Consider the following 26176-nt stretch of genomic DNA (forward strand, 5'->3'; position numbering starts at 1 on the left):
TTGCTGGCGCCCATTCCGATGATTCCTGTTTACGCCATTTTGGCGCAAAGCTCATCCTGGGCCTTACGAACGAACGATCCTCCATTGCGATCTTTGATCGCGTCCTCTCCACGAAAGACCGTGCCATTCATCGTGATGTAGACACCGGGCGGGGCGACCTGGCAGCAGGCGAAGGCCATGCCGAGGTTGAACGGCGCGTCGGTTTCGGCGAAGCGCGCAGGCGCCCAGGCACCGACAAGGACGATCGTCTTGCCCCGGACATTCGACAGGCGTTCCGCCGTCAGAGCCATGGTGTCGGTGCCATGGGTGATGATGATCCGATCGGTGGGCGCCTCGCGAACCGCGGCGGCAAGGCTCGACCGGTCTTCCTCGGACAGTTCCAGGCTGTCCTTGCGCAACAATTCGACGACGCCGAACGGGTGGGTCACGCGCGCCACATTCAATAGCCGGCCTACGGCGGTGTCGACGATCTGATAGGCGCTCAGCGCATCGAAATAGGTCTTGTCGATCGTGCCACCGGTGGTGAGGATCGTGATCGATTCTCGGACGGTCATGCCATTCCCTTTCGTGGGAGCTCTTGGGGCGAGGATCGATGCAGCATCCGCGTCAGCGCGCCGTCGGCATCCGCCCGAAAGCGGCGCGCGACATCGGCCTTCTCGACGAGATCGAAACCGTGGAAGGCACCCGGATAGACATGCAGGTCGACCGGCACGCCGGCTTTCGCCAGAACCCCGGCAAAGGCCTTGTTCTCTTCAAGAAACAGGTCGAGCGCCCCCACGGCGATGAAGGTCGGCGGTAGACCGTGGAGATCGGTTGCGAGCGACGGTGAGAAATGGCCGAGACGTTCGGGCGGGATGGCCTGGGCACCGCGCAGCGCAGACCAGCCGAACCGGTTCGAGGCCCGGTTCCAGCGGAACTCGCCCTTCGCCGGATCGGCATGGGCCTCGTCGGCCGTGCCCGTACGGCAATCGAGCATCGGATAGACGAGGAACAATCCCGCCGGCATCGCTTGGCCGCGATCGCGCAGGAGGATAGACAGCGCGGCAGCCAGCCCGCCGCCGGCGCTTTCCCCGACGACGACGATCCGGGCTGGGTCGACGCCGAGCCCGATGGCATTCTCTCTCAGCCAGGCCAGCCCGGCATCGCAATCGTCCAGTGATGCCGGGAAAGGGGCTTCCGGCGCCAGTCGATAGTCGACCGACACCACCACGCATCCGAGCACCGCCGCGCGCCGGGCATTGGCGATGTCGGACATCGACGCCATGCCCATCACGAAACCGCCACCATGGACGTCATAAAGGGCGGGGTATGGACCGAAACGCGGGGCTGACGGACGGAAGATGCGCAGGGACACGGGTGGCGCACCATCCGGGCCGGCGATCTCCACGACCTCGGGTATGATCGGCGGCGTGGGGGCCTCGACGATCATGGACCCGAGCAGCGCACGCGCCGTCGGCAGGTTCTCGGGGCTCAGATCGAGCCACGGATCTTGATCCAGCATCCCGACCAGTTCGGGGTCGACCAGGGGAAGGCTGCTCATGCCGAAAGCGTAGCACGCCCTTCCGCGACGGGGTTGAGCAACTCGATCGGGACATAGTCGTCGGCCAGCCCGAACGAGGCGGGCCCCGTCGTCGCCAGGCCATCCGGGGTACGGAAATGCGGCGCGGCGGAAAAGCCCATGACGGTGATCCGCTGGCCGTAGCGGATCGTCTCGCAGGTGACGGGATGAGCAGTCTCGCTGTCGAGGAAGGAGATCAGATCCGGCACCACCGCGAGCAGCCTTTCGCCGCTGCGGATATGGGTGAACTCGTTCTGGAAGGAGAAGCTCGCCTCCCCATCCCCCTCGATCGAACTGAGCGTACCCGAACCGATATTGTAGCCGCCGACGGTCTGGCGGACGATATCGTTGATCTTGCCCGAAAACAGGATTCGTCCTTCGATCGGCGGATTGGCCGCGGCGGCGACGTCGAGGATCGCCTGGAAGGGGTCGGCCTTGGCGGCGCGCGCCGTCTCGACGGCGCGGCCCAGCGCCAGGGCGAGCGACAGGGTGCCGCGAACCGCGGTCTGCTTCGCTTCGCGCCCCGTCATCGGATAGAAGGCGCAGCTTCCCGACGCGCCCATGGCGACGAGGGCGCTGCGGGCGATCCGTTCGCCGCGCTCATGGCTGCTCGCCTCGACGATCGCGACTTCCGCGCGCTCGTTGATCGTCACGACCGGAAAGGCGGAGATGCCGGCAATGCCGAAGCTGGTCCGATCCAGGGTCGGGAAGGCACGTCCCATGCCGTCGCCATCGATCACCGGAAGCCGGGTCAGGCATGAGGTCATCAGCGGGATGAGCGAATTGAGTCCGCCGATCTCGACCGGCATGATCGCGTCCGCCCGCCGCCCGACCAGACGTTCGAACCGGCGTAGCGCCGCGTCTCCGAAGCTGTGATCGACGAGTTTCTCGAGCATGACCGACGGTGAGCCGGACATGCCGACGGTGATCACGAAGGCATCGTCGTCCAGATCGTCGAGCCCGATCACGGTGGGCATGCCGGTCCGCTCGATCAGATGCTGGAGCGCCAGACGACCGATATAGGGATCGCCGCCGCCGCCCGTCCCCAATATGGCCGCGCCGAGGCTCAGCGGCCCCAGATCCTTGACGTCGATCTTCATATATTGCTCCAAAGCGCGGGAAATGGCGGAAATGTACGGCAGTGTTCGGATCGGAGATGCGCCCGCGACGGCCTCATGACGCAGGGACGGTGTGCCGTGCGACGTGCTGGCGGGCGGCCTCCAGAATGAGATAGCTCGCCGTGCTGACCAGCAGCGAGTCGAGCGCGACCAGCCCGGTAAGGAACCCGCCGCCGATCTGCCCGATGGCGGCCGCCGCGATGCCCAGCAGCAGCGCGACGATCGCGCCCGCATGCCAGTCGCGTTCGACCAGCGGGACGAGACCGGCGCGCTGGTCGAGGAAAAAGCGGGGCAGATAGATGCCGGCGATGGGCGGGATGATCGCGCTCAACAAGACGAGATAGGGCACGATCCGGTCGGTGATGCCGGCGAGCCCGATGGCCAGTCCGATACCGCCGGACAGCCAGACCAGCCTCTTGCGCGACAATCGCCGAAACACCGTCGAGAGCATCAGCGACGCGCAGTAGAGGTTGGTCGCACCGCCGGTCCATGACGCGAGCAGGATGATGCCCAGCGCGGCAATGCCCATGCCGAGCGTGCCCATCGTCATCAGCAAGTCCCTCTGTCCGGTCAGGATTCCGGGAACGGACGATCCGAGCAGGACGAGCGGATAGCCGACTCCGAGCGCCAGGAAGCATGCGACGCCCACCGCGATCGGGCTTCGGGCGAAACGCGAGAAATCCGGCGCGACGATCGCGCCGACCACCCATCCACCGACGATGAAGGATACCGCGGTCTTCTCGTCCATCGCGACCGGCGTGAAGGATGGATCGATGAAGCCCGTGCCATAGGTCTGGATCGCGACGGTCACGGCCCAGGCCAGCAGCCCTATCTTGAGCGGCAGCACCACGTTGGACAGCAGGTCCAGCGCACGGAAGCCGACGATGGTGGTGAAGGCCATCAGGATACTGCCCGACACGGCCCAGAAGGACAGTCTACCCACGGGCGGCATGTCGTGGGCCATATGGACCATCGTCTCGGCGAACAGCATGACGACGACACCGGTCCATCCGATCGCCGATACCGACAGCAGCAGGTTGATGATCTCGCCGCCGCGCCGTCCGAAGGCGCGCAGGATCATGACATAGGTGGTGACGCGGGACCGGGCGCCGACATAGGCGCAGGTCCCCGCCAGCAACCCCAGGATCAGGCCGCCCCAGATGCAGGCGGTGACGGTGGTGCTGAACCCGGCCTTCACGCCCAGTTCGCCGCCCATCACCAATGTGGGCACCGATATGTTGGCGCCGAGCAGGACGATGCCGATCTTGTAGGAAGGGGTGGTCGCTGTAGCGGGAACGGCGGACAGCGCGAAGTCGCGATCGTCGCCGCTCCCCGCCGGGGCTTCCTTCTGGATCATGCCGTCTGCCATCTTGGCTGTCATCCCGTCGACCTTGCTGAAGCTTGTCCTATCGATCGGATAAGCGAGCGGCCATCTTTGCCAATGACGGCGGCGAGTGTGGCGCTACGGAAATAGGGTAGGATGCGAGGTAGGGTGGCCGCCTGCCGATGGGCGAGGCGATGGCGAAGCTCGGGAAGGGCCGGATTTCCGGGGTGGGCCGTGCGTGTCCACCGGCTACCCCTCGTCCTACTCTTAATCCTCCCCCGGATACACGCGGCGCTCGTTGGCGCCGCCGGCGCTTCGCCTAGGATCGGGGCCATCCATTTCCCGGGACGAACCATGGCGCCCGGGCGCCAGGGAGGCATCACTTGTACAAGATCGGCATCGACGTTGGCGGCACCAATACGGACGCGGTGCTGCTGCATCACGACCGCCTGATAGCCAGTTGCAAGACCGCGACCACGGCGGATGTCGAGCAGGGAGTCTGCCACGCGATCGGGGAGGTGCTCGCCAGGGCGGCCGTTCCGGTCGAGGCCGTCGCCGGGCTGATGATCGGCACCACGCAGTTCACCAATGCCTTCATCGAGCGTCGGCACCTGTCACGGATCGGCGTGATCCGGATCGGAGCGCCGGCAACCACCGCAGTCCCGCCGCTCTACGATTGGCCGGAGGATCTTATCGCGGCGGTCGGACGGGACGTCGCGATCGTCGGTGGAGGCTACGAATTCGACGGCAACGAGATCGCCGCGCTCGATGAGCGGGCCATCGCGGAAACCGCGCGGGCGTTCCGTCGCAAGGGCATCGCGGCGGTTGCGATCTCCTGCTGCTTCGCGCCGGTCAACGCGACCATGGAAATGCGGGCGGCGGAGATCGTTCGGGGCGAGATTCCCGATGCACGGATATCCTGCTCCTCGGCCTTTGGCCGGATCGGCCTGATCGATCGCGAAAATGCCGCCGCGATGAATGCCAGCCTCGCCACGCTGGCCGAAAAGGTCGTCGGCTCCTTCCGCAACGCGATCCGGCGGATCGGCATCGTCTGTCCCTTCCACATCAGCCAGAATGACGGCACCCTGATGAATGCCGACGATGTCGAGGCACGACCTGTGCTGACCTTCGCGTCGGGACCGACCAATAGCATGCGTGGCGCCGCCTTCCTGTCGGGCGTCGAGGATGCGATCATCGTCGACATCGGCGGAACGACGACCGACGTCGGTTGCCTGCTGGGCGGATTTCCCCGCGAGTCCGCGGTGGCTGTCGACATCGGCGGGGTACGGACGAATTTCCGCATGCCGGACCTGATCTCGGTTGGAATCGGCGGTGGGAGCATCGTGCAGTCGGGCATCGGCGGGAAGCGGGTGGACGAGGAAGGAGAGGCTTCCCTGGTAGGGCCGAGGTCGGTCGGTTTCGAACTGGCGACGAAAGCGCTTGTCTTCGGAGGCGACGTGCTGACCGCCACGGATATCGCGGTGGCGGCGGGAACCGCCGATATCGGCGATCCCTCGAAGGTGGGGCATTTGACCCCGGCGGTCATCGAGGCGGCCCTCGCCGATATCCATCGCCAGGCGGAAACCGCGATTGACCGGATGCGGACGAACAGCCGCGACACGCCCGTCATCCTGGTGGGCGGCGGCAGCATATTGATATCCCGTCCGCTGCATGGGACCCCCGATGTGCGGCGACCGGACAATTACGACGTGGCCAATGCGGTCGGCGCGGCGATCGCCGAGGTGAGCGGCGAGGTCGATGGCTATTTCTCCTATGAGGAGGAGGGACGGCAGGCCGTGCTCGCCACCGCCAAGGACCGGGCACGGGCCGAGGCCGTGAGATCGGGCGCCGATCCTGACACGGTGCGGATCGTCGATATCGAGGAGGTCCCGATCGGCTATATGCCGGGCAATGTCGTGCGGCTGCGGATCAAGGCGGTCGGGGCGTTGGCGGGGCTGGCGACGGACGTCCGGCCCTCGCTGTCGGCGGGCGTCGCCTGAAGCAAGGGCCTCGACCGGCTGATCCGATGCGATCGGATCGTGAGCCGTCTAATGGTGGGTCGGCCAGGCGGCCGGCCCTTCCACTGCCGACGGGGCGGGCACATTCGAGCCGAGCAGCCGGGCCACCGCCGCGGCCATGTCGCGATTGTTGACGTCGAGTTTGCGGAACACGTTCTTGAGATGGAATTTCACGGCGTTCTCGGTCAGGTCGAGCGCCCGCGCGATCTCCTTGTTCGACGTGATCTCCTTGCGTGACATCCCATCGGTCAGGTGGGCGAGTATCTCCCGCTCCCTCGCCGTCAGCGTTTCGCCATGGTCCCGGGCCTTGCGCGTCGCGATCATGCGCAGGACGAGGTTGGACAGGAAGCTCGCCGCGAAGGGGCTCATCCGGGACGGTGCGCTTTTCGACAACTCGCGCAACATCCGCAGCAATTGATCGTCGGCTTCGAAGAAGGGCTGGAACAACGCTTCCTGCGACGCCAGGACGACGGCCCGGCAAAGCGCTTCCTGGGCGGCGGGCATATCGCCTTCCTCGGCGCAGATCAGCGCCATCGAAAGATGCGCCCTGATCTCGATCGCGATCCGTCCTTCCGCGCGGCTGCGCCGGATGGTGGCCGTCGCGATCCGACGCGCGTCGTCTCGGCGTCCTTCCTGAAGGGCGATCAGGCTGTGGACGGGGGCCGAGAGGTCGGCTTCCAGCCAGCCGCAGTCCTGCATGTTGGGGCCATCCAACCGGGCGATCGCGTCGGATCGCCACTGGCCGGCCCGTGCGTGGAAACCCGCCGTCATGCCGACCAGAATCCTGTCCATGATGTGGAGACCATGGAACAGGGCCAGCTTGCGGCCCCGGCTGATGATCTCCAGAGCGGCGTCGAGCCCCGACAGGGCGAAGGCGCTGCTGGCGCCGACATAGACCGACACGAGATATTGCTCGAAGCAACCCTCGGCCCGTTCGAGGCCGGCCAGCGCCATCTGGGCCAGCCGTCCGGCTTCGGACAGCTCGTTGCGCTCATAGGCGAGCAGAGACTTCGCGGAATAGGCGATACAGGCATAGAGGACCTCGCCATCCAGATCGCGGTCCAATATGGTCTCCGCAAGCCGCACCGAGTCCTCGGCCGCCGACAGCTTGCCGTGGAACAGGTGGCAGAAGGCGATATGGATCGACATGAAGAAACAACCGTGCGCCGACCCACCGGCCTTGAGAATCTCGAAAGCGCGCTCCAGCGCCTGGTGCGCTTCCTTCAGATGGCCCGCGCGCATCTCCAGCCGTCCATAGACATTGTAGCGGAGCGCATCGATCCACCATTCGTCGACATAGGCGCTCTCCAGATCGCGGCGATAGGTGGCGATATCCTCGGCCGACGGGCTGGTGTCGATGAAGCAAAGCGAGAGATTTTCAAGGATGAGGACGTCGCGTTCCAGCGCGCGATCGCTCTCGCCCTGCCCCAGCCCCTGACGCAATTCGGACATCAGCGATCGGGCTTCGGCGATGCTCCCCTGCTTGAGATTGAGCGCCGCATGGGCCGCGCGGAGCCGGGGGCGTTCACGGATCACGTCCTGAGGGAGCTTGTCGAGCAGCGACCGAACCGCCGGTGCGCCGGCGCGGATGCAGATGTCGAGGCAGTTCGCGCTTTCGACGAGGCGGATCGAACGCGCCTGATCGCCGCTCTGGAGCGCGTGGCCGATAGCGTCGTTGAGCTGGCCGCGTCCCTCGAACCAGTCAGCCGCCCGGCGATGGAGCTCACGCAGGCGCTCCATATCCACCGTGCAGCGGCGGGTTTCGAGAAAGGCGGCGAACAGGGGATGGATGGACAGCCAGTCGCTGCCCTGGCCAATCGGGTCGACCAGCCCGCGCAGCGCCTTCAACATGTCCAGCAGATGCGCCGCATCGGCTGCATCCCGCAGATGTTCGGCCAGCTCGCGACTGAAACGCTGACAGATCGACATTTCCAGCAGGAAGCTTCGGACATCGCCGCCGAGCGAAGCGAATATCTCGCTGTCGAGATAGTCGCCCATGCCTTCGATGGCGTCGATGATCGAGGATGGCTTGGAGGCGTCCCGCCGTTGGAACGCCTCGGTTCCCAGACTCGCCAGCTTCACCGCGATCGGCCAGCCCTGGGTCGCGTCCAGGATCGTAGCGAGGAGGCCGGGCGGGCAACCCGCCTCGGCAAGCAGATCGGTGGCTTCCTGATCCGAGAAGCGCAGGTGGCCGGCGCCGATCTCCACGATCTGGCCGCTCGCCCGATAGGCCGCCAGGGTGAGTTGCGGCGGCGTGCGGCTGGCGAGGGCGACATGCCAGTTGGCGGGCAGGCGACGGAGGAGCGGCTCCAGCAAGGCGAGGGCATCTCCCGACTGCGCCATGTGCCAGTTGTCGATGATCAGCCATGTCTCGCGCCGCACGCCCTGCATCTGCCCTGACAGCGCATCGAGCGCGGCCATCGGCGAATGATCGGCGGAGGGCAGGACGATGTCCTCGGCGGCGACAAGCTCCGCATGGACCAGCGCCAGGGTCAGGGCAGCCACGAAGGCGTCGCCGGATGCGTCCGAGCTTTCCAGGCTGACCCAGGCCGCCATCGCGCCGGAGGCGCGGACCCTGTCGTGCCATTGCGACAGGAAGACGGTCTTGCCGAAGCCGGCGGGCGCCTGCAACAGCAGCAGTCGACGATGGCGATGTTCCTCGACGATCGCGAACAGCCGTTGGCGGTGCAGCGCATCGAGGAGACATGGCGGCGGGGCGTGTCTGGCGTTAATCGCCCATTCGGCTGTCGCGACCAAGGGACCTCCGCTGCATGAGAAGATCAGGGATACCACTAAAGCGACCCAGTGACATCTCAGCCCCGCCCCACCCTTCATCGCACCCCCACCTTCCTGGCCGCTCACCCCACGGCGGTAAGCCACCCGCCGCCATCTACTCTTCAACTCGCCTGTGCAGGGGGGCGGTTCCCGATAGGCTGACGGCAGATCGGAAAAAACGGCGCGTGCAGCCGCGACATAATCAGAAAGGGAAACCGCGTGATGAAAAGGAACGGACATCTCCGCATCCACACGGCCTTGACCGCCAGCCTAGCGCTGCTCGGCGCGACGCAGGCCTTCGGCCAGACGGCGGGCCGTCCCGAAGACGGGGCGTCGGGGCAGCTCGACGAAATCGTCGTGACCGCCCAGAAACGCTCGGAGAACCTGCAGCAGGTTCCGATCGCGATCACCGCCTTTCCCGCGGAGAAGTTGCAGGAGCGGCAGGTCTTCAACGTGGGCGACATCGCGCAATATACGCCCAACCTCAACTTCAGCTCGGCCGGCAGCGGTTCGGCGACCACCGCCAGCTTCTACATCCGCGGCATCGGCCAGCATATCGCGCACTTCACCGCGGATCCCGCCGTGGGCGTCTATCTGGACGACGTCTACATGGCCCGGTCGATGGGAGCGAACTTCAACCTCGGCGACATCGAGCAGATCGACGTGCTGAAGGGGCCGCAGGGCACGCTTTTCGGACGGAACACGATCGGCGGCGCCGTCGCCGTGACGACGAACCGGCCGGTCTTCGCCTTCGAGGGGCATGCCGACCTCACCGTCGGCACGATCGACACGCTGCTGGGCCATGTGACGGTCAACGCGCCTCTCGTGGCGGACAAACTGGCCATGCGCGCGACCTTGATGGGCAATGTCCGCGACGGCTGGGGCAAGAGCACGACTCCTGACGGCGTGGTTCATTCCATGGGCCGGGCGCGCATCGTCGGCGGTCGCGTCCAGTTGCTGTGGCAGGCGACCGAGGATTTCGACGTGCTGATCTCGGGCGACGGGACGCACCAGCGCGGCAATTCGCCGCCGCAAGGCCTGATCGGCTATACGGTGACGCCGGCCCTGTATGTGGATCCGGACTGGCTCGCCAAGGGATATAATTCCAGGCTGTTCATCGACCCCGACGACGATGTCGACACCTTGGGCGGCGCCGTGACGATGCGATACCAGGGCGATGATTTCACGATCAAGTCGATCACCGCCTATCGCTGGCAGCACGCGGTGGCGGGCCAGGACTATGGAGGCATCCCCCTGCCGTTCCTGGCGCAGCAGACCGATCAGCGGCAATGGCAGTTGAGCCAGGAATTGCAGGCCACCGGCACCTTGCTCGACGATCGGCTGAAATACACGCTGGGGCTCTATTACTTCAAGGAATCGGCCCATAATGGCGAGTTCGCCTATGTCCAGGGAGCGGAGCTGTCGATCCCGCTGGACGTTACCGCGGAGAGCGTCGGCGCCTATGGGCAGCTGACCTACAACCTGACCGAAAAGCTGAGCGTCACCGGCGGTGTCCGCTGGACCTATGAGAAGAAGAGCGAGGACGTCACCACCATCTTCGGTGGCGCCGCGCTGGTCCCGCAGTCGCATATCCGCTTCAGCTACAAGCCGGTCACCCCGATGGCGAACGTCAAATATCAATGGTCGCCGCACTTCATGACCTATGCTTCGTTCAGCCGCGGTTTCCGCAGCGGCGCGATCAACGCGCTTCCCTTCTCCTCGGTCGACCTGATCCCGACCCGGCCGGAAAAATCGACGGCCTATGAGGCCGGCGTGAAGGCGGACGCCTTCGACCGGCGACTGCGGATCAACGCCGCGGCCTTCTATACCCAGTATGACGACATCCAGATCGGTGCGACCACCCAGGTCAACGGCGCCTTCGTCTATCGCAACGCCAATGCCGCGAAGGCCAAGATCTACGGCGGCGAGATCGAGTTGACGGTCGCTCCGATCACCGGGCTGGAGGCATTCCTCAACGGCTCCTATCTCCATTCGGAGATTTCGCCGGTGGCCGGCTTCATCTTCGGCGATACGACCCTGCCCAACGCACCCAAGTTCATCGTCAACGCGGGCTGGAAATATTCGATCGCCCTCCGCAACGACGACAAGATCACCCTGGGGGCCGACGCCAATTTTCGGACGGGCGCCTATCCGCAGTTCAACCCCGCCAAGGGATCGTGGCAACCGAAATACGCGCTGGTCAACGCGCGGATCGGTTTCGAACCCGCGGGGCAGCCCTGGAGCTTTTCCCTGTGGGGCAAGAACCTGACCGACAAGCGCTACAATGTGTTCGGGCAGACGGCGGGCGCGGCTGACCTCTCGGTCGCCTGGTTCGGCCGCCCGCTGGAGGCCGGCGCCACCTTCGAATTGAAGTTCTGATCGAGGCGGCCGCCGGCTATTGCCCCCTCGCCCGGCGGCCTGCCATCCTCATCCGGACTGGAACGCCATCGCCCGTCGCGATGAAAGCAAGGCTGACGACATGATCCATATTCGCATCCTCGTCCCCGTCACGACCAACGCGATCCGGCAGGAGAGCGATCTCGCGCATCTCGACCAGCCCGGCGTCCGCTATTCGATCGCCTTCATCGACACCGGCCCGACCTCGATCGAGTCCCGCTTCGACGAGGTTTTCGCACTGCCCGGCATGGTCGCGCTCGCACTGGAAGCCGAGGCCGACGGCGTCGATGCCGTCGTCATCGACTGCATGGGCGATCCTGGGTTGGCGGCGCTGCGGGAGGCGGTGAGCCTTCCCGTGATCGGCGTCGCGCAGACGGCGATGGCGACGATAAGCAGCCTGGCGCACAGCTTCGGTATCGTCTCGGTCGCCGCCAGCACGGGGCCGATCTTCCGCGACCTCGTCGCGATCTACGGAATGGAGCGCCACTATGTCGGTGCCCGGGCGATAGACATTCCGGTCGTCGACTTGAAGAGCCACAATGACGACGTGAAGGAAGCGCTGGCCGAAAACGCGATCACCCTGGTTCGTGATCACGGTGCGGAGGCGGTCATCCTCGGCTGCACGGGTTTCTTCGGCTGCGCGGCGTATATCCGGGAGCGGCTGGGCGCGCTCGATTACCGGGTGCCGGTGATCGATCCGCTGCCCTTCGCCACGCTGATGGCTGCCGCGCTGGTGCGGCACGGCATCAGCCACAGCCGGATCAGCTATCCGGCCAATCCCAGGATCAAGCCGGTCAAGGGCTATGCGCTGCCTGGGTGACGACGCCCGAGGCTCGCCTTTCTTTCAATCGGGACCCCGGCATGTCTGAATTGCGCGACGACATCTTCCATATCAAAACACCGTTGCTGGACTGTCGCGGGCTGTCGCCCGGGGCTGCGCCGAAGGTTCGGCTGAAGATGGAATGCTATCAGCCGACCGGTTCCTTCAAGATTCGCGGGATCGGCCTGCTGTGTCGGCATCTCCATGCCACCGGGATCAAGAGGCTCGTGTCCTCGTCGGGCGGAAATGCGGGCATCGCGGCGGCCTATGCCGCCCGGCAGCTCGCGATGCCGATCAGCGTCGTCGTGCCAGGCACGACATCGGCATCGGCGGTGAGCCGCCTGAAGGAGCTGGGCGCCGACGTCATCGTCAATGGCGACGATTGGGACGCGGCCGATCGGATGGCCCGCGATCTCGTCGATCGTGACACGGCCGGCTATGTCCCGCCCTTCGACCATCCCCTGCTGTGGCAAGGCCATTCGACCCTGATCGATGAAATGGCGATGCAGGGCGAGCGGCCTGATGCCGTTGTCCTCGCCATCGGCGGGGGCGGGCTGCTCTGCGGGGTCGCCGAAGGCATGGAGCGGGTCGGTTGGGGCGACATCCCGATCATCGCGGTCGGGGCGACCGGGGCTGACGCCTTCGACCAGTCCGTCCATGCGGGTCGTATGGTCGAACTGCCGGCGATCCGGTCGCTTGCGAAGAGCCTCGGTGCCCGCAAGGTCGCCCAGGCCGCATTCGACTGGTACGGCCGGCGCCCGATCGTCTCCGTGGTGGTTTCCGACCGCAGCGCCATCGGCGCCTGCCGGCGATTTGCCGACGAGCATCAAGCTCTGGTCGAACCGGCCTGCGGGGCGGCGCTGTCTCTAGTCTATGACCGGCATTCGGCTCTGGCGTCCTATGCCTCGATCGTCATCGTGATATGCGGTGGCGTCGGGGTTTCCCTCCCCTTGCTGCAGGGGTGGGAAGAGGGGACGACGTAGCGGTCAGACAGATGGAAACATCTACCGTCTCGACAATCGCTGCAGAACAACGACCTGGAGCAACTTCTTCGAAGCGGCCGGACACCAACGCTCATCGCGATGATTTTTCAAATACGCCTACCATCAATCCTTTAATACTACACTATTACTATAAGATGATCAGTATATCTGGAAGCGGACCGTCAGCATCGAGAAGCATGATCTTCTTTGACGCAATCCGTAGTTGTTCGCCGTCCGCCACAAGTTCATGGATATAACCGCCCGCGAACCGGTGGGTTTCGTCGCCATGAAACTGCGTGACCAGGAAGGTTGATAGGACGCTCCAGCGCGATAAATCAGCGACATCGGCCCTTACCCGAACATTGGACAGCATCCGGGAACTGCGTGGCGCGGGTTGCAGCGAATAGGAATATTGCCCGCGGAAGCGCTCGACCCTGACCCTACGCAGAAGATCGTCTTCGAAGGCGTGGGATGGCGCGAGATAAGGGTCGGTCTGAACCGGATTGGACGGGATCCAATAGGCCCCGTCCGCCGTGAACAATTCCAGCCACTCGTCATAGCGGCCGCCGTCCAGCAGTTCGGCCTCCCAATAGAGGAACTCCTCGGCCCGTGCGCGATCGAGCCCGCTGGCCTTCTCCAGAGCCATTCCGCTCATGCCGCTTCCTCCGTCATGAGCCGTTGCCATTCCCGATATTGGTTGCGGAACACCATGTCGCTCGATCCCGTGGCCGATCGGCCGCCGTCGCCGTCCTGCTGCTCCTCGCCAAGATGCCGATGCATGCTGACCCAATCGAGCCCCTCGCTCAGCAGGCCGTGCTGCAGGCGCAGATAGGCTTCGTGATCGTCGGGCTGGACCAGGCCCGCCGAGGAATTGATCAGGTTATTGTAAAGCACCGATCGCCTGAGCAACTCGTCGGGTGCGCCCTTCAGGCGGAAGGTCCAGCTCTCGATCTCGGTACAGTCGACCGCGATCGGCTTGACCACGCGGATGGTCTGGATGGCGCCCTTCAAGGTCAGACTGGGATAGACCACCGTGTTGTGCCGGTTCGTCGACAGGATCTCCTGCGTCCGGGCCTCGCCATAGGTCCGCTCCAGCGCCTCGTGGTAGCCGGGGATATCGGAATAGGCCGCATGGATGCTGGTGCGCCCACCCGAATAGCTGTGGCCATAGGGAAAGGCATGGAGGCCCATCTCTTCGAAGAAATCATAGCTGTTCGAGAAGGGGGCCAGTATCTCGATCGCCATCGGCGCCTTCTCGCCTGGCTCGACATGGCGGCTGGCGGTGCGGCGGCCCGCTTCAGTAGCCGATTGATGCGCGACCATCGGGTGCAGCAGGTCGTTGAGATTCTCGACGTGGAACTTCCAGTTCACTCGCATGCGATAGCGCAGCGGCGGCGCGACGATCTCCAGCGCGCCTTCGGGCGACCGGTCGATCATATTGTCGATCGAACCGCCGACCCCGACGAGCCAGTCCTCGAGCGCAGGACCTTCTGCGGCAAGGCTGGCGAAGACGAAGCCGCGATAGACGCCGTAGCGGGCAACGGGCGGCATGTTCGCCTCCCGGCGATGCTTGCCGAACCCCGAGGCGGCATAGCCGGACTCGCGCGGGATGGTCATGATCTGCCCGTCGAGATGATAGCACCAGCCATGATAGGCGCAGCGGAACGCCTTCACATTGCCGGCGCCGCGCGGCACCAGCAGGGCGCCCTTGTGCGCGCAGCGGTTATGGAGGACCACAATCGCCCCGTCGCGCTGCCGCACCATCACTACCGGCCGCCGGCCGATCGTCGTCGCATAATAGCCGCCAGCTGCCGGAATCTGGCTTTCATGGCCGATGTAGATCCAGGTGCGTTCGAAGATGCGTGCCATTTCCGCCTCGAAGATCGCGGCGTCTGTGTAGATCGTCCGGTGCACACGATCCGGCTGGATCAGGGATGCGATCGCGGGCCCTTCGACATCGGTCATGGTCATTCCTCAGATCTGGAGATAGCCGACGCTCGCGCCGCCACAGACGAACAACGTCTGCCCGGTGACGAAGCCGTTGAGCGGGTCGGCGAAGTAGAGAACGGCGCGCGCTATGTCGGCGGGCGTACCAAGGCGGCGGACCGGCAGGCTTTCGATCAGCTTCCGCTCACGCTCGCTGCCGGTCGGCACGACGTCGGTGAACATCTGGGTCGGCACCGGTCCCGGAGCTACCACGTTGACCGTGATCCCGGCCGGCCCGAGTTCCAGCGCCCATGTACGGGCCAGGCCGATCAGCCCCGACTTGGTGGCGGTGTAGACCGTCCGTGTCGCGAGCCCGACGGCGGCGCGCGATGAGATCATGACGATCCGCCCGAACTGTGCCGCCTTCATCGCCGGCAGACAGGCCTGTGCCAGCAGGATCGTCGAGGCGAAATAGAGGTTCACCAGATCATCGAGATCGTCGAGCGTGACCTCCTCCAGCAGCGCCGAGCGGGTGACCCCGGCATTGCAGATGATCGTGGTGGGACCGCGTTCGGCCACCGTCGCCGCAGCCTCCCGGGTCGCCTCGATATCCGACAGGTCGACCGCGATCGAGGTCAAGCGCCCGTGCCGCAACGGCGACTCCTCCAGCGCCAGCGAGATCACCTCATACCCCCGATCGAGCAAATCCTGGCAGATTTGCAGCCCGATACCGGCGCTTCCGCCGGTCACGACGGCGGTTGCGGTCGCGCTCATCCTTCCTCTCCTTCGTTCAAGGCATCCGCGAGTTTGGAGGCCGCGATCGCCTTTCCGGCAGCGACCATCACCGGCACGCCGTCGGGATCCGCGACCACCGACAGCACCACCGCGTCCCCTGTCGCCACGGCGGGCGCGGCATAGACGATCAGCTTGGGGCCCTCCTCCAGCACCACCGTGCCGATGCGCAGCGGCAACAGTGGACGCAGCGGCGGTTCATGGGTGATGTGCAGCGTGGTCAGCGCGATCATCGTCGCGGGAGCACCGGCGACGTCGACATCGGCCAAGTCACCGCTCAGGCAGTGGCTGCAGATCTCCCGTCGCGGATAGAGCGCGGTTCCGCAGACCCGGCAGTGCTGCAGCAAAGCATCGCCGCCGCTCATCGGCCGGCCCCCGCGACGATCGCCGCGGCGGTGCAGATGCCACGATCGAAGTTCACCATCCCATAACCGCTGACCAGGGCGCGCGCGGCGCCGGGGATCTGACGGCCTTGCGCCGTGCCGGTCACCTGGCGGACGGCTTCGACCAGCCCCAGGAAGCCGCCGGCCGCACCAGCCTGGCCACAGGACAACTGGCCGCCCGATGTGTTGTGCGGCAGGCCGCCGCCGTCCCATTGCATGTTGGTCCGCCGGACGAAGGCGGACGCCTCCCCTTCCCCACACAGGCCGAGTTCCTCGAACTGCACGAAGGAGATGACCGGGTAATCGTCATAGGTCTGGACGAGGTCCAGCGCGTCGGGTCCGAAACCCGCCTGTTCGTAAAGTTCGTCCCGATACAGCCGCCAGCCGCCCCGCCGGGCGATCGGATCGGATCGGAAGACATTGTGCCGCTCCCCACTGGCGCAGATGGTGGCGTAGGGCACGCTCAGGCTGCGGGCCCGTTCCTCGGTCGTGACGATCAGCGCTTCGCCACCGGCACAGGGCATCACGCAATCGAACAGGTGGAAGGGTTCGGCGATCGGCCGCGCCTGCAGATAATCGTCGATCGTGAGCGGCTTGCGCAGCAGCGCGTCGGGATTGGCGGCGGCATTGTGACGCTGCGCGACGCACAACCGGGCGAAATCCTCCCGCGTCGCGCCGGTGCGGGCCATATAGTCAGCGGCGATCATCGCGAAGACGCCGTTGGGGCCCGCCGCGCCATAGCGATAGGCGGCCCCACGCGAGAAGCGGCTGAAATCCTTTATCAGGCCGGTGAAGCTGCCGGGGTCGGCGGTATCGCCCGCGAGACAGGCGATCACCTCCGCATCGCCGACCTGGACTGCGCGGGCGGCCCGACGGATCGCGGCGACGCCGCTGGCGCCGCCCAGCGGGATCTGTTCGGCGAAGCACAGTTCGAGGCCGAGATGCTCGGCGACCGAGGAAACGCTGTCGGGTGCGAGGGTGAAGCTGGAAACGGTGATGCCGTCCACTTCGTCCTTGCCGAGCCCTGCCGCTTCGAGCGCGAGCGCCAGAGAACGCCCCAGGAACCATATCGCGCCATGCGTGCTGTGCCGCTCATAGGGCACCGTGACCGGCGCGATCAGGGCAATGCCTCGATAGGGATCAGGCCGGCGCACGATCCACGCTCCCCTGGCCACGCAGCCGCCGTTTGCGGGCGGTGAGATCGAAGGTGCGGCGGCCCTCCTGTTCACGCGTCATCAGCGCGCGCAGTTCGCCCCGGCGGATCTTCTGTGACCCCGTCATCGGCAGTTCGGCGACGAAGGCGAGATGACCCGGCGCCTTGAAATAGGACAGGTTGTCGTTGACCAGTTCGAACAGCTCGATCGCCATTTCTTCGTCGCCCACGCTTTCAGGAGAGAGCACGATGGCGACGCCGACCTCTTCGCCGCGTATCTCGTCGGGCACTGGCATCACCGCGCAGGATCGCACCGCCGGGTGGCGCAGCAACACGCCCTCCACCTCGACTGCGGCGATATTCTCACCGCTCCGGCGCACGATGTTCCTGGCGCGATCGACGAAGCGCATGCTGCCGTCGGGATTGCGCACGACGACGTCGCCGGTGCGGAACCAGCCGTCGATCCAGGCCGCGGCGGTCGCCGCCGGATCGCCATGATAGCCCGAGAAGAAACCGACGTCGGGCCGCAGCCCGGCCTGTCTGACCAGCAGTTCACCCGCGACACCGTCCCCCACCGGCCGGCCGTCATCGTCGATCACCAGCGCGCGGACGCTGCCTCCGGGAACCCCAAAACAGCGGGTTCCGACATGACGGGGTTCATGATCGGCGGCGATGATGCCGCCGGCGCCGGTCTCGGTCATCGCCCAGGCCTCGATCAGCGGAAAGCCGAAGCGTTCCTCGAAGCTGAGATGGTGGCGCGGATCGACGCCTGCGCCAAACCCGAAGCGAACCTGCGCGCCGATCGGATCGACGGCATCGGGCGCCTGCTTCAGCAGCATCGCCGGCATCACGCCGAGATAATGGATGATGGTCGCGCGGGACTCGCGGACCGAGGGCCACCAGGTCGAGGGGCGGAACCGGTCGAGCTGGACCACGCAGCCGCCCGACAGCAGCATCGCCATGAACGACCAGGCCAGCGCGTTCGAATGGTTGAGCGGCAGCGGCGTGATCAGTCGTTCGCGCCCCTCGCGCACCGCCGCGATCTCACCCATCGCATTATACCAGCGGCCGCAATGCAGGAAATATTCCTGGGAGAGGATGCAGCCTTTCGGCAGGCCGGTGGTACCCGATGTGTAGAGGAGCGCTGCTTCGCCGGACCCCGCGTCGGCACGGGCGAGGGACGCTGGCGACTGGAACTCCGTCCAGCAGCGCGTCGCCACACCGACCTGCGGCGCGTCGAGATAGGTCAGGCTCGCACGCACGCGGTCGAGATGCTCGGGCAGCACGATCGCCAGCGCCGCGCCGCTATGTTGCGCGAAATAGGCGATCTCCTCGGAGGCCGCCTCGCTGTTGACCGGCACCAAGCTGGCGCCGAGCGCGTTGAGCGCGAGAAAGTGAACGAAGAACTCGATCCGGTTCTCCAGCATCAGCACGACGCGGTGACGGGCGCCGACCCCTGCCGCCGCATAGCGCTCGACCAGGGCGTCCACCGCGCGCGCAGCCTCGGCATAGGTGATCGTCAGCGGTTCGTCCGAATAGGACGCGCAAGCCGCCGAAGGGACGTGGACGAGGTCATTGTCGGGGAAGCGCGCGACCGTCCACCGGAACGCCGCCGAGATGCTGTCGCCCCCGAGAAACGATCGGAGATCAGGCATCGGCCGGGCTCCAGGCGAGGCGCACCCGGCCGATCGCGACGAGGCGGCCGGTCCTATCGGTCACGTCGACGTCCGCGCGGCCCACGGTGCGGCCGGCATGACGAACCTGCCCGACCGCGATCAGGTCGCTGGACGGCGTGGGCGGGCGAAGGAAATCGATCGACAACGACGTGGTCGGCGCATTCCGCCCGATCGCCGCGATCGCCGCGAAAGTGCCGGCGACGTCGACCAGCGCGGCGATGACGCCGCCATGATGGCGCCCGGACGCCGGCTCGCGTTGGTGCATGTCGCGGTAACGCAGGCCGATGCGGACTTGCTGCCTTTCGACCGACACCTCGTCGAGATCGATGCCCAACGCGGCATGGAAGGGCGAGGCCGCGATCAGCCCCTCGACCAGTTCGCGCGATCCATCCGGGCTCATCGCCCACCCCCCAGGATGACGGCCAGTTCATCGAGCAGGAACTGATTGTCTTCGGGCACGCCGACCGAGATGCGGAGCGCGTCGGGCAGGTCATAGCCCTTGACCGGACGGACGACGATGCCACGCAGGCGCAGCGCCTCGAACACCGCATCGGCCCCCGGGGTCCGGGGCCCGAAATGCGCGAGGACGAAATTGCAGACGCTGGGCGTGACGGTGATGCCGAGGGTCGCGAGCCCTTCGCTCAGCTGGACCAGTCCGGCTGAGTTGAGCTCGCAGGAACGGCGGACGAAATCATCGTCCTGCAACGCGGCAATGGCGACCGCCTGGGCGACGGCATTGGCATTGAAGGCGGGCCGGACGCGGTTGATGTTGTCGATCAGGCTGGTCCGCCCATAGCCCCAGCCGATCCGCAGCCCGGCCAGCCCGAACATTTTCGAGAAGGTGCGCGTGACGAGTACATTGTCCGCCCGTTCGGCGAGATCGAGGCCGCAGCGATAAGCCTGGTCGAGTTCTGCGAACTCGGCATAGGCGGCATCGAGGACGAGCACCACGCGGCGCGGCAGGCAGGCATGGAAATCGGCGATCGCCTGCGCCGGCAGCACGGTGCCGGTCGGGTTACCGGGATTGGCGATGAAGACCAGCTTGGTGCGCGGACCGACCGCCGCCGCCATTGCGTCGAGATCGACGCTGTAATCCCGCTCGGGAACGACGATCCGCTCAGCCCCGGCCGCCAGCGCGGCAATGTGGTGACCGATGAAGCCATATTGGCTGACCACGACCTCGTCGCCCGTGTCGACGAAGGCCCGCGCGGCCAAGTGGAGCAGTTCCTCCGATCCACAGGAGGTGACGACCCGCGCGGAGTTCAGGCCGAATTTGGCGGCGATCGCATCGCGCAGCGCATGCGCGCCGGCATCGGGATAGAGCTGGAGCGAGCCTGCATGCGCCTGGAAAGCGGCGGCGGCGAGCGGACTGCATCCCAGAGGGGATTCGTTCGAGGACAGCTTCACTGAGCGACCCGTGCCGCCCGGTGGAGCCTCTCCGGGAATGTAGGCGGGAATGCGATCGACCCCCTGCCGCGCGCGGGGCGCGTCGTCCGCGCCCGCCGCCATTACGTCCAGGATGCCCATTCGTCACTCCGCTTAATAATCTCTTATGAGAGTAGTATCAAGCAAAATGACTCTCGAATGTCAAGCGCCGCCGCGCATCGCCCGAGGCCGGGAATAGGTGAAATAAACGGCCACGCCCCCGCCCAGCCACAGCAGAAACGCAACCCAGGTGACACCCGGCAGGAAGGTCATCAGCACCACGCACCATGCGGCTCCCGCCAGCGGGACGAGTGGCGAGAGCGGCGTCCGGAACGGGCGGGGAAGATCGGGGCGGGTCCGGCGCAGAACGACGATACCGACGCACACGATGGCGAAGGCGAGCAGCGTGCCTATGGCGATGATCTCGCCCAGCAGATGGACGGGGAACAGACCCGCCAGCGCCATCGCGATCGCCGCGATCAGCTTGACGCCTTTCACCGGGGTCCGCGTCTTGGGGTCGAGTTCGCCGAACGGGACCGGCAGCAGCCGATCGCGCGACATGGCCAGGAAGATGCGCGACTGGCCGAGCAGCACGACCATCACCCCCGACGCGAGCCCGATGATCGTGGTGAGGCTCAGCACCGGCCGCAGCCAGGCGAGGGTAGGCCCGCCATGGACCAGCGCGACATTGAGCGGGTTGGCCACGCCGAGTTCGCGATAGGGCGACAGGCCCGTCATCACCAGCGACAGCGCGACATAGATCAGGGTCACGACGCCGAGCGCGCCCAGGATCGCGATCGGCATGGTGCGCTGCGGGTTCTTCGCCTCCTGCGCGGTAGTCGACACGGCATCGAACCCCAGGAAGGCCACGAACACGACCGCCGCGCCGCGGACGACCCCACTCCAGCCGAAGCTGCCGAAGCTGCCGCCATTGGGCGGGACGAAGGGCTGCCAGTTGGACAGGTCGATCCGCGCCGCGCCGAACAGTACGAACAGCGCGATCGCACCGACCTTCAGCCCAGCAACAACCCAGTTGAACGCGACCGACTTGCGCAGCCCGCCCGCCAGCACCGTGGCGACGAGCAGGATCAGCAGCATCGCCGGCAGGTTGATCACCGCACCACTGAGACCGAATCCCGTCGCGGCGTCATAGGCGATCGGCGGCGCGGACCAGCGGGCGGGAAGCGGATGGCCGGTGTCGGACAGAAAGGCGCCGGTATAGGCGGACCACCCCACCGCGATCAGGCTGCACACAACGAGATAGTCCAGGATCAGAATCCAGCCGACCAGCCAGCCGGCGAAGCGCCCCATGGTGAAGGTGACATAGCTATAGGCGCTGCCCGCTACCGGCAGCATCGCCGCATATTCGGCATAGCAGAGGCCCGCGAGCAGGCAGGCCATACCCGCGATCAGGAAGGACAGCGAGATGCTGGGCCCGGCGAAAGAGGCCGCGGCGACGCCGGTAAGCACGAACGCCCCCGCCCCGATGATACCCCCAACGCCCAGAGCGATGATCGAGATCGGCCCCAGCGTTCGATCGAGACCTTCCGGTCCCAACTCCTTCTCCATGCGGATCATTCTCCTCGACGGGCTTCACATGGGATCGCCGATGCGACCGCTCCTGTTCACGCGACATGTGGCCCTTTGCCGGGCAATTGCTCCTATATGAGACTAATTGCAAGATGTTGTCGATCCGTTGCCAGATGGTTATGATCATGGCCATGGATAAGAAGACCACCGCCTCGGGAGAGGCCGTTTCACCCGCCCTGCCCACCGATCTGGCCACCCGGCGCGAACTGTTCTTCGGCGACAACCTCGCCTTCGCGATCATGGTGCTGTCGAACATGATCGCGCGCAACACCACCGCGCGGGTGCTCGCCTCCGCCGAACTGACCATCCACGAGTGGCGGACGCTGCGCCTGGTGCAGATCTTCGGGCCGCTCGTCGCGGTCGACATCATCGACACGCTGGCGATGGACAAGACCACCGTGAGCCGCAACATCACTGCGCTGTACCAGCACGGCTTCCTCGAACTGCACCCCAATCCCAGCGACCGTCGCCACACGCTGATCTCGGTCACGCCCGCCGGTGCCAGGAAGATCGCCTCGATCCTGCCCGCCGACGAAGAGGCCGACGCCTCCTATGAACGCCATCTCACCGTCACCGAGAAGCGCCAGCTCAGCAAGCTGCTGCTCAAGCTCTATCGCGGATCGAAGCAGAGCTATGACGAGCTGACCCAGGCCGGCCGGAAGCGTCGCCCGCGCGCCTGACGCCGGCGACGCCCCCGTCCTTCACGCGGTCGTCGCCTCCGGCAATCGGGCAGCGTCGAGCGCCGCATCGGCGGCGCCGAGCCTGGCGCGGAGCAAGTCCGCCTCCTTCCCCGCGGTTTCGACCGAGCGGTCCTTGACCGGGCCATATCCCCGGATGCGCTCAGGAAGGACGAGCAGCGCCAGGGCGTCCGCCAGCCGGCCGGCCGGCAAGGCCTTACCGGCCATGTCCAGAACCCGCTCCACGTCGCGCTCATAGTCGACGATCAGCCGGCGCTCGACGATCCGATCATGGCTGTAGCCGAACGGATCGAGGCGCGAGCCCCGCAGGAAGCGCAACCTGGCCAGCAGTCCGAAGGCGGTCAGCATCCAGCCGCCGAAGCTGATCTTGCGCGGCTCGCCCGTCGCCGGATCGCGCCGCGCCAGCATCGGCGGCGCGAGCCGGAAGCTCAGGCGATAATCGCCCTCGAACTGCTCGGCCAGCTTCCGCCGGAAATCGGGATGCGCATAGAGGCGGGCGACCTCATATTCGTCCTTGTAGGCGAGCAGCTTGAAATAGTTGCGCGCGACCGCGAGTGCCATCGCCTCGCCCTTGGCGAGATGCGTGGTCGCCATGCGGACACGCTCGACCAGCCGGCGGTAACGATCAGCATAGGCCTGATCCTGATAGTCGCACAGGAAGGCCGCGCGACGATCGACCACGTCGGCCAGGGTCGTCGCGGGTGGCGAGCGCACCTCCTCGGGCAGGATCGGCGCCACCGCGTCGCGGATCACCGATGGGCGATGCGCCGCCAGCCGGCCGAGACCGAAGGTCCGGATCGTCTCCGCCACCGCGACGCCGTTCAACGCGATCGCACCGTGGATCGCGTCGATCGACAGCGGAACCAATCCGCGCTGACAGGCCATGCCGAGCATGAACAGGTTGGTCGCGATCGCATCGCTCGTCAGTGCCGTGGCCAGCCGGGCGGCGTCGATCGTCTCGACCCTGTCGCGCGCCGCCGCCTTGCGGACATTGCCAATCGTCAGTGCGGTCCGAAAATCGAAGTCCGGGTCGGTCGCGAACGCGCCCGGCGCGGACTCATCGGTGTTGAGGAGGATATGGGTGCGGTCGGGGCGGATCGTCGTGATCACATCGGGCTGCGCGGTCACCATGGCATCACAACCGAGGATCAGGTCGGCCTGACCGTCGCCGATCCGAGCGGCCATCGCTTCGCCGACGGCACTGATGCGGACATGGCTGGTCACCGCACCGAACTTCTGCGCCATGCCCATCCGGTCGTGGACCACGGCCTCCAGCCCGTCGAGCCGGGCCGCCATCGTCAGGATCGCGCCGACGGTGACGACACCGGTCCCGCCGATCCCCGCGATCAGGATACCGTAAGGATCGCCACCGACCGGTTCGCGGCGGACGGGATCGGGCAGCGACGCCAATTCGCTTTCGAGCCGAGCGACGACCGTCCGCCCCGACTGCCGCACATTGCCGCCCTCGACGATCACGAAGCTGGGGCAGAAGCCCTTGGTGCAGGACATGTCCTTGTTGCAGGCCGACTGATCGATGCGCCGCTTGCGGCCGAACTCGGTCTCGATCGGCACCACCGACAGGCAGTTGGACTTGCGCCCGCAATCGCCGCACCCCTCGCACACCAGATCGTTGATGAAGACCCGCGTGGTGGACTCGGCCATCAGGCCGCGCTTGCGGCGCCGACGCTTCTCGGTCGCGCACACCTGATCGTAGATCAGCAGGGTGACGCCCTTCACCGCGCGCAATTCGCGCTGCACGGCGTCGAGATCGTCGCGATGCGCGACCGTCGCGCCCGGAGGCAGGTCCGCAACGCCGCGGTAAGCTTCGGGCCGTTCGGCGACGATGACGATGCGGTTCACGCCCTCGGCCGCCATCTCGCGCGCGATCTGCGGCACCGTGATCTGGCCGTCGATCGCCTGTCCGCCGGTCATGGCGACGGCATCGTTGAACAGTATCTTATAGGTGATGTCGACCCCGGCCGAGACCGCCGCCCGGATCGCGAGCGATCCGGAGTGATGATAAGTGCCCTCGCCCAGATTCTGGAAGATATGCGGTTCGTCGGTGAACGGCGCCTGGCCGATCCAGGTCGCGCCCTCACCGCCCATATGGGTGTGCGTCGCGGTGTTTCGATCGGGCGAGAACATCGCCATGCCGTGGCAGCCGATGCCGGCCATCGCGCGGCTGCCCTGGGGCACCTTGGTCGAACTGTTATGTGGACAGCCCGAACAGAAGAAGGGCGTACGGGCGACCGGCGGCACGAGCGCGCGCGCCACATCGCCCTGCGCGCCGAGCTGTCGCGCCCGCTCGCGCGCCGCTTCGGGCAGATCGGGCAGGAAGCGGGCGAGCGCGAGCGCGATCTGCGCCGGCGATATCTCGCCGACATCGGTGAACAGCGACGCGCCGTCGGCGTCGCGCCGGCCATAGAGGATCGGCCGCGCGGGCGCGGCGTAGAGCAGCGCCTTGATCTGCTCCTCCATGATCGGCCGCTTCTCCTCGACGACCATCAAGGCGGGATGGTGCCCGGCAAAAGTGGTCACGATCTCGGGTTCGAGCGGCCAGGGCGCGCCGATCTTGAGGATCGATATCCCCAGCGACGCGGCATCGTCCAGCGACAGGCCGAGCAGGCGGAGCCCCTCCACCGTATCGAGATAGGATTTGCCGGCCGTGACGATGCCCAGCGCCGGCCGGCTCGCCTCGACGACCACGCGGTTGATGTCGTTCTCGCGCAGATAGGCCAGCAGCCGAGGCAGCTTCAGCTCATGGAAGCGGCGCTCGCCCGCAGGCCAGGGGTCGGGCCAGCGGACATGCGGCTGCGGAAGGTCCGCGCAGGATTGCGGCAGGCGTCGATCCGGCACCAGCGCCCCCAGGTCGATGATCGTGGTGCTGTTGACGGTCTCGGGCACGGTCTTGAGGCCAACCCACAATCCAGCAAAACGCGATAGCGCATAGCCGTGCAGGCCGAAGCGGACGATCTCGCCGATGTCCGACGGATAGAGGACCGGAATCTGCATATCGGCGAAGGTGGGTTCGCAATGGTGCGGCTGCGCCGAGGATTTGAGCGCATGATCGTCGCCCACCACCGCCAGCACGCCGCCGAGCGGCGAAGTGCCGCCACTGCTCGCATGACGGATGACATCGACGCTCTGATCCAGCCCCGCGCCCTTGCCGTACCACATGCCGAACACGCCCTGGACCCGTGCCTTCGGATCGAGCTGAAGCGTCTGCGTACCCCAGACGGCGGTCGCCGCGAGCGCCTCGTTGACGCCGCCCTGGAAACGGATCCCGAGCGGCTCCAGATGGCGCTTCGCCCGGATGAAGTCCTGATCGAGGGTCGACAGCGGCGATCCGCGATAGCCCGAGCAGAAGCCGGCGGTGTCGAGGCCGGCGGCCTGATCCAGCCGGCGCTGCATCATCATCAGGAGGACCAGGGCCTGGGTTCCCGACACCATGGCCGGTCCGGCCTGCCGGGTGTAGCGATCCTCCAGGGTAACGGCTTCGACGGACATAAACTCTCTTTCATAACTATTCTTATTTGAGAG

20 protein-coding genes are annotated in these 26176 nt (G+C 66.1%); 5 read left to right on the top strand and 15 right to left on the bottom strand.

The window, feature by feature from the left end; genetic code table 11:
- Nucleotides 1–29: 29 nt before the first annotated feature.
- The 4 genes from HRJ34_RS10980 to HRJ34_RS10995 form a co-directional block, all read right to left on the bottom strand.
- Nucleotides 30–554 (bottom strand): asparaginase domain-containing protein, encoded by a 525-nt coding sequence (locus HRJ34_RS10980; RefSeq protein WP_208634103.1) that lies wholly within the window; start codon nucleotides 552–554, stop codon nucleotides 30–32.
- On the bottom strand, nucleotides 551–1540 hold the full coding sequence (locus HRJ34_RS10985) for an alpha/beta hydrolase (RefSeq protein WP_208634104.1): 990 nt from the start codon (nucleotides 1538–1540) through the stop codon (nucleotides 551–553). Before HRJ34_RS10985 ends, HRJ34_RS10980 begins: the two co-directional genes overlap by 4 nt.
- Nucleotides 1537–2658 carry a DUF917 domain-containing protein gene (locus tag HRJ34_RS10990; protein WP_208634105.1) on the bottom strand — a complete coding sequence of 374 codons (1122 nt, stop codon included), beginning with the start codon at nucleotides 2656–2658 and terminating at the stop codon, nucleotides 1537–1539. The genes HRJ34_RS10985 and HRJ34_RS10990 overlap by 4 nt, the downstream gene beginning before the upstream one ends.
- A gap of 73 nt (nucleotides 2659–2731) precedes the next feature.
- Nucleotides 2732–4045 carry a cytosine permease gene (locus HRJ34_RS10995; RefSeq protein ID WP_208634106.1) on the bottom strand — a complete coding sequence of 438 codons (1314 nt, stop codon included), beginning with the start codon at nucleotides 4043–4045 and terminating at the stop codon, nucleotides 2732–2734.
- A 338-nt stretch (nucleotides 4046–4383) separates the two neighbouring features.
- On the opposite strand from HRJ34_RS10995, the gene HRJ34_RS11000 reads away from it, so the two are divergent.
- Nucleotides 4384–6000, top strand: a complete 1617-nt coding sequence (locus HRJ34_RS11000) for a hydantoinase/oxoprolinase family protein (protein WP_208634107.1) — start codon at nucleotides 4384–4386, stop codon at nucleotides 5998–6000.
- Between the two features lie 48 nt (nucleotides 6001–6048).
- On the opposite strand, the gene HRJ34_RS11005 is transcribed toward HRJ34_RS11000, so the two are convergent.
- On the bottom strand, nucleotides 6049–8853 hold the full coding sequence (locus tag HRJ34_RS11005; protein WP_208634108.1) for a LuxR C-terminal-related transcriptional regulator: 2805 nt from the start codon (nucleotides 8851–8853) through the stop codon (nucleotides 6049–6051).
- Nucleotides 8854–9051: 198 nt separating this feature from the next.
- On the opposite strand from HRJ34_RS11005, the gene HRJ34_RS11010 reads away from it, so the two are divergent.
- From HRJ34_RS11010 to HRJ34_RS11020, 3 genes are all read left to right on the top strand, one after another.
- The gene (locus HRJ34_RS11010; protein WP_208634109.1) at nucleotides 9052–11172 is read left to right on the top strand and encodes a TonB-dependent receptor; all 2121 of its coding nucleotides are present in this window, start codon (nucleotides 9052–9054) and stop codon (nucleotides 11170–11172) included.
- Nucleotides 11173–11272: 100 nt separating this feature from the next.
- The gene (locus HRJ34_RS11015) at nucleotides 11273–12010 is read left to right on the top strand and encodes an aspartate/glutamate racemase family protein (protein ID WP_208634110.1); all 738 of its coding nucleotides are present in this window, start codon (nucleotides 11273–11275) and stop codon (nucleotides 12008–12010) included.
- On the top strand, nucleotides 12007–12993 hold the full coding sequence (locus tag HRJ34_RS11020) for a pyridoxal-phosphate dependent enzyme (protein ID WP_208634111.1): 987 nt from the start codon (nucleotides 12007–12009) through the stop codon (nucleotides 12991–12993). Before HRJ34_RS11015 ends, HRJ34_RS11020 begins: the two co-directional genes overlap by 4 nt.
- Nucleotides 12994–13141: 148 nt before the next feature.
- Here HRJ34_RS11020 and HRJ34_RS11025 read toward each other — a convergent pair whose 3' ends face one another.
- From HRJ34_RS11025 to HRJ34_RS11065, 9 genes are read right to left on the bottom strand one after another with little or no spacing between them, the layout of a single operon-like run.
- Nucleotides 13142–13648, bottom strand: a complete 507-nt coding sequence (locus HRJ34_RS11025; protein WP_208634112.1) for an aromatic-ring-hydroxylating dioxygenase subunit beta — start codon at nucleotides 13646–13648, stop codon at nucleotides 13142–13144.
- Nucleotides 13645–14958: an aromatic ring-hydroxylating oxygenase subunit alpha gene (locus HRJ34_RS11030; protein ID WP_208634113.1), complete on the bottom strand. Its 1314-nt coding sequence runs from the start codon at nucleotides 14956–14958 to the stop codon at nucleotides 13645–13647. The genes HRJ34_RS11025 and HRJ34_RS11030 overlap by 4 nt, the downstream gene beginning before the upstream one ends.
- Before the next feature lie 9 nt (nucleotides 14959–14967).
- Nucleotides 14968–15693, bottom strand: coding sequence for an SDR family NAD(P)-dependent oxidoreductase (locus HRJ34_RS11035; RefSeq protein WP_208634114.1), 726 nt, complete (start codon nucleotides 15691–15693; stop codon nucleotides 14968–14970).
- The gene (locus tag HRJ34_RS11040; protein ID WP_208634115.1) at nucleotides 15690–16076 is read right to left on the bottom strand and encodes a Zn-ribbon domain-containing OB-fold protein; all 387 of its coding nucleotides are present in this window, start codon (nucleotides 16074–16076) and stop codon (nucleotides 15690–15692) included. The genes HRJ34_RS11035 and HRJ34_RS11040 overlap by 4 nt, the downstream gene beginning before the upstream one ends.
- Nucleotides 16073–17248, bottom strand: a complete 1176-nt coding sequence (locus HRJ34_RS11045; RefSeq protein WP_208634116.1) for a thiolase family protein — start codon at nucleotides 17246–17248, stop codon at nucleotides 16073–16075. Before HRJ34_RS11045 ends, HRJ34_RS11040 begins: the two co-directional genes overlap by 4 nt.
- The gene (locus HRJ34_RS11050) at nucleotides 17235–18902 is read right to left on the bottom strand and encodes an AMP-binding protein (RefSeq protein WP_208634117.1); all 1668 of its coding nucleotides are present in this window, start codon (nucleotides 18900–18902) and stop codon (nucleotides 17235–17237) included. The genes HRJ34_RS11045 and HRJ34_RS11050 overlap by 14 nt, the downstream gene beginning before the upstream one ends.
- Complete coding sequence (locus tag HRJ34_RS11055) at nucleotides 18895–19323, bottom strand: PaaI family thioesterase (protein WP_208634118.1); 429 nt, start codon at nucleotides 19321–19323, stop codon at nucleotides 18895–18897. The genes HRJ34_RS11050 and HRJ34_RS11055 overlap by 8 nt, the downstream gene beginning before the upstream one ends.
- Nucleotides 19320–20450: a histidinol-phosphate transaminase gene (gene hisC / locus HRJ34_RS11060; protein ID WP_208634119.1), complete on the bottom strand. Its 1131-nt coding sequence runs from the start codon at nucleotides 20448–20450 to the stop codon at nucleotides 19320–19322. The genes HRJ34_RS11055 and hisC overlap by 4 nt, the downstream gene beginning before the upstream one ends.
- A gap of 60 nt (nucleotides 20451–20510) precedes the next feature.
- Entirely contained in the window at nucleotides 20511–21917 is a 1407-nt protein-coding gene (locus HRJ34_RS11065; RefSeq protein WP_208634120.1) for an amino acid permease, read from the bottom strand.
- A 146-nt stretch (nucleotides 21918–22063) separates the two neighbouring features.
- Here HRJ34_RS11065 and HRJ34_RS11070 point away from each other — a divergent pair, with 146 nt between their 5' ends.
- On the top strand, nucleotides 22064–22618 hold the full coding sequence (locus HRJ34_RS11070; RefSeq protein ID WP_208634121.1) for a MarR family winged helix-turn-helix transcriptional regulator: 555 nt from the start codon (nucleotides 22064–22066) through the stop codon (nucleotides 22616–22618).
- Between the two features lie 21 nt (nucleotides 22619–22639).
- Here HRJ34_RS11070 and HRJ34_RS11075 read toward each other — a convergent pair whose 3' ends face one another.
- A complete protein-coding gene (locus tag HRJ34_RS11075) occupies nucleotides 22640–26143 on the bottom strand; it encodes an indolepyruvate ferredoxin oxidoreductase family protein (protein ID WP_208634122.1) in 3504 nt (1167 codons plus the stop codon).
- Nucleotides 26144–26176: the final 33 nt, after the last annotated feature.

This window comes from Rhizorhabdus wittichii, from assembly GCF_017607425.1.
GTDB classification, from domain to species: domain Bacteria; phylum Pseudomonadota; class Alphaproteobacteria; order Sphingomonadales; family Sphingomonadaceae; genus Rhizorhabdus; species Rhizorhabdus wittichii.

What these genes read in the sequence shown, in the direction of transcription:
- HRJ34_RS11025 (WP_208634112.1), bottom strand. Translation starts at nt 13,648, where the DNA reads ATGAGCGGAATGGCTCTGGAGAAGGCCAGCGGGCTCGATCGCGCACGG.
- HRJ34_RS11070 (WP_208634121.1), top strand. Translation starts at nt 22,064, where the DNA reads ATGGCCATGGATAAGAAGACCACCGCCTCGGGAGAGGCCGTTTCACCC.
- HRJ34_RS10985 (WP_208634104.1), bottom strand. Translation starts at nt 1,540, where the DNA reads ATGAGCAGCCTTCCCCTGGTCGACCCCGAACTGGTCGGGATGCTGGAT.
- HRJ34_RS11040 (WP_208634115.1), bottom strand. Translation starts at nt 16,076, where the DNA reads ATGAGCGGCGGCGATGCTTTGCTGCAGCACTGCCGGGTCTGCGGAACC.
- HRJ34_RS11065 (WP_208634120.1), bottom strand. Translation starts at nt 21,917, where the DNA reads ATGGAGAAGGAGTTGGGACCGGAAGGTCTCGATCGAACGCTGGGGCCG.
- HRJ34_RS11005 (WP_208634108.1), bottom strand. Translation starts at nt 8,853, where the DNA reads ATGAAGGGTGGGGCGGGGCTGAGATGTCACTGGGTCGCTTTAGTGGTA.
- HRJ34_RS11055 (WP_208634118.1), bottom strand. Translation starts at nt 19,323, where the DNA reads ATGAGCCCGGATGGATCGCGCGAACTGGTCGAGGGGCTGATCGCGGCC.
- HRJ34_RS10995 (WP_208634106.1), bottom strand. Translation starts at nt 4,045, where the DNA reads ATGGCAGACGGCATGATCCAGAAGGAAGCCCCGGCGGGGAGCGGCGAC.
- HRJ34_RS11050 (WP_208634117.1), bottom strand. Translation starts at nt 18,902, where the DNA reads ATGCCTGATCTCCGATCGTTTCTCGGGGGCGACAGCATCTCGGCGGCG.
- HRJ34_RS10980 (WP_208634103.1), bottom strand. Translation starts at nt 554, where the DNA reads ATGACCGTCCGAGAATCGATCACGATCCTCACCACCGGTGGCACGATC.
- HRJ34_RS11035 (WP_208634114.1), bottom strand. Translation starts at nt 15,693, where the DNA reads ATGAGCGCGACCGCAACCGCCGTCGTGACCGGCGGAAGCGCCGGTATC.
- HRJ34_RS10990 (WP_208634105.1), bottom strand. Translation starts at nt 2,658, where the DNA reads ATGAAGATCGACGTCAAGGATCTGGGGCCGCTGAGCCTCGGCGCGGCC.
- HRJ34_RS11075 (WP_208634122.1), bottom strand. Translation starts at nt 26,143, where the DNA reads ATGTCCGTCGAAGCCGTTACCCTGGAGGATCGCTACACCCGGCAGGCC.
- HRJ34_RS11030 (WP_208634113.1), bottom strand. Translation starts at nt 14,958, where the DNA reads ATGACCGATGTCGAAGGGCCCGCGATCGCATCCCTGATCCAGCCGGAT.
- hisC (WP_208634119.1), bottom strand. Translation starts at nt 20,450, where the DNA reads ATGGGCATCCTGGACGTAATGGCGGCGGGCGCGGACGACGCGCCCCGC.
- HRJ34_RS11015 (WP_208634110.1), top strand. Translation starts at nt 11,273, where the DNA reads ATGATCCATATTCGCATCCTCGTCCCCGTCACGACCAACGCGATCCGG.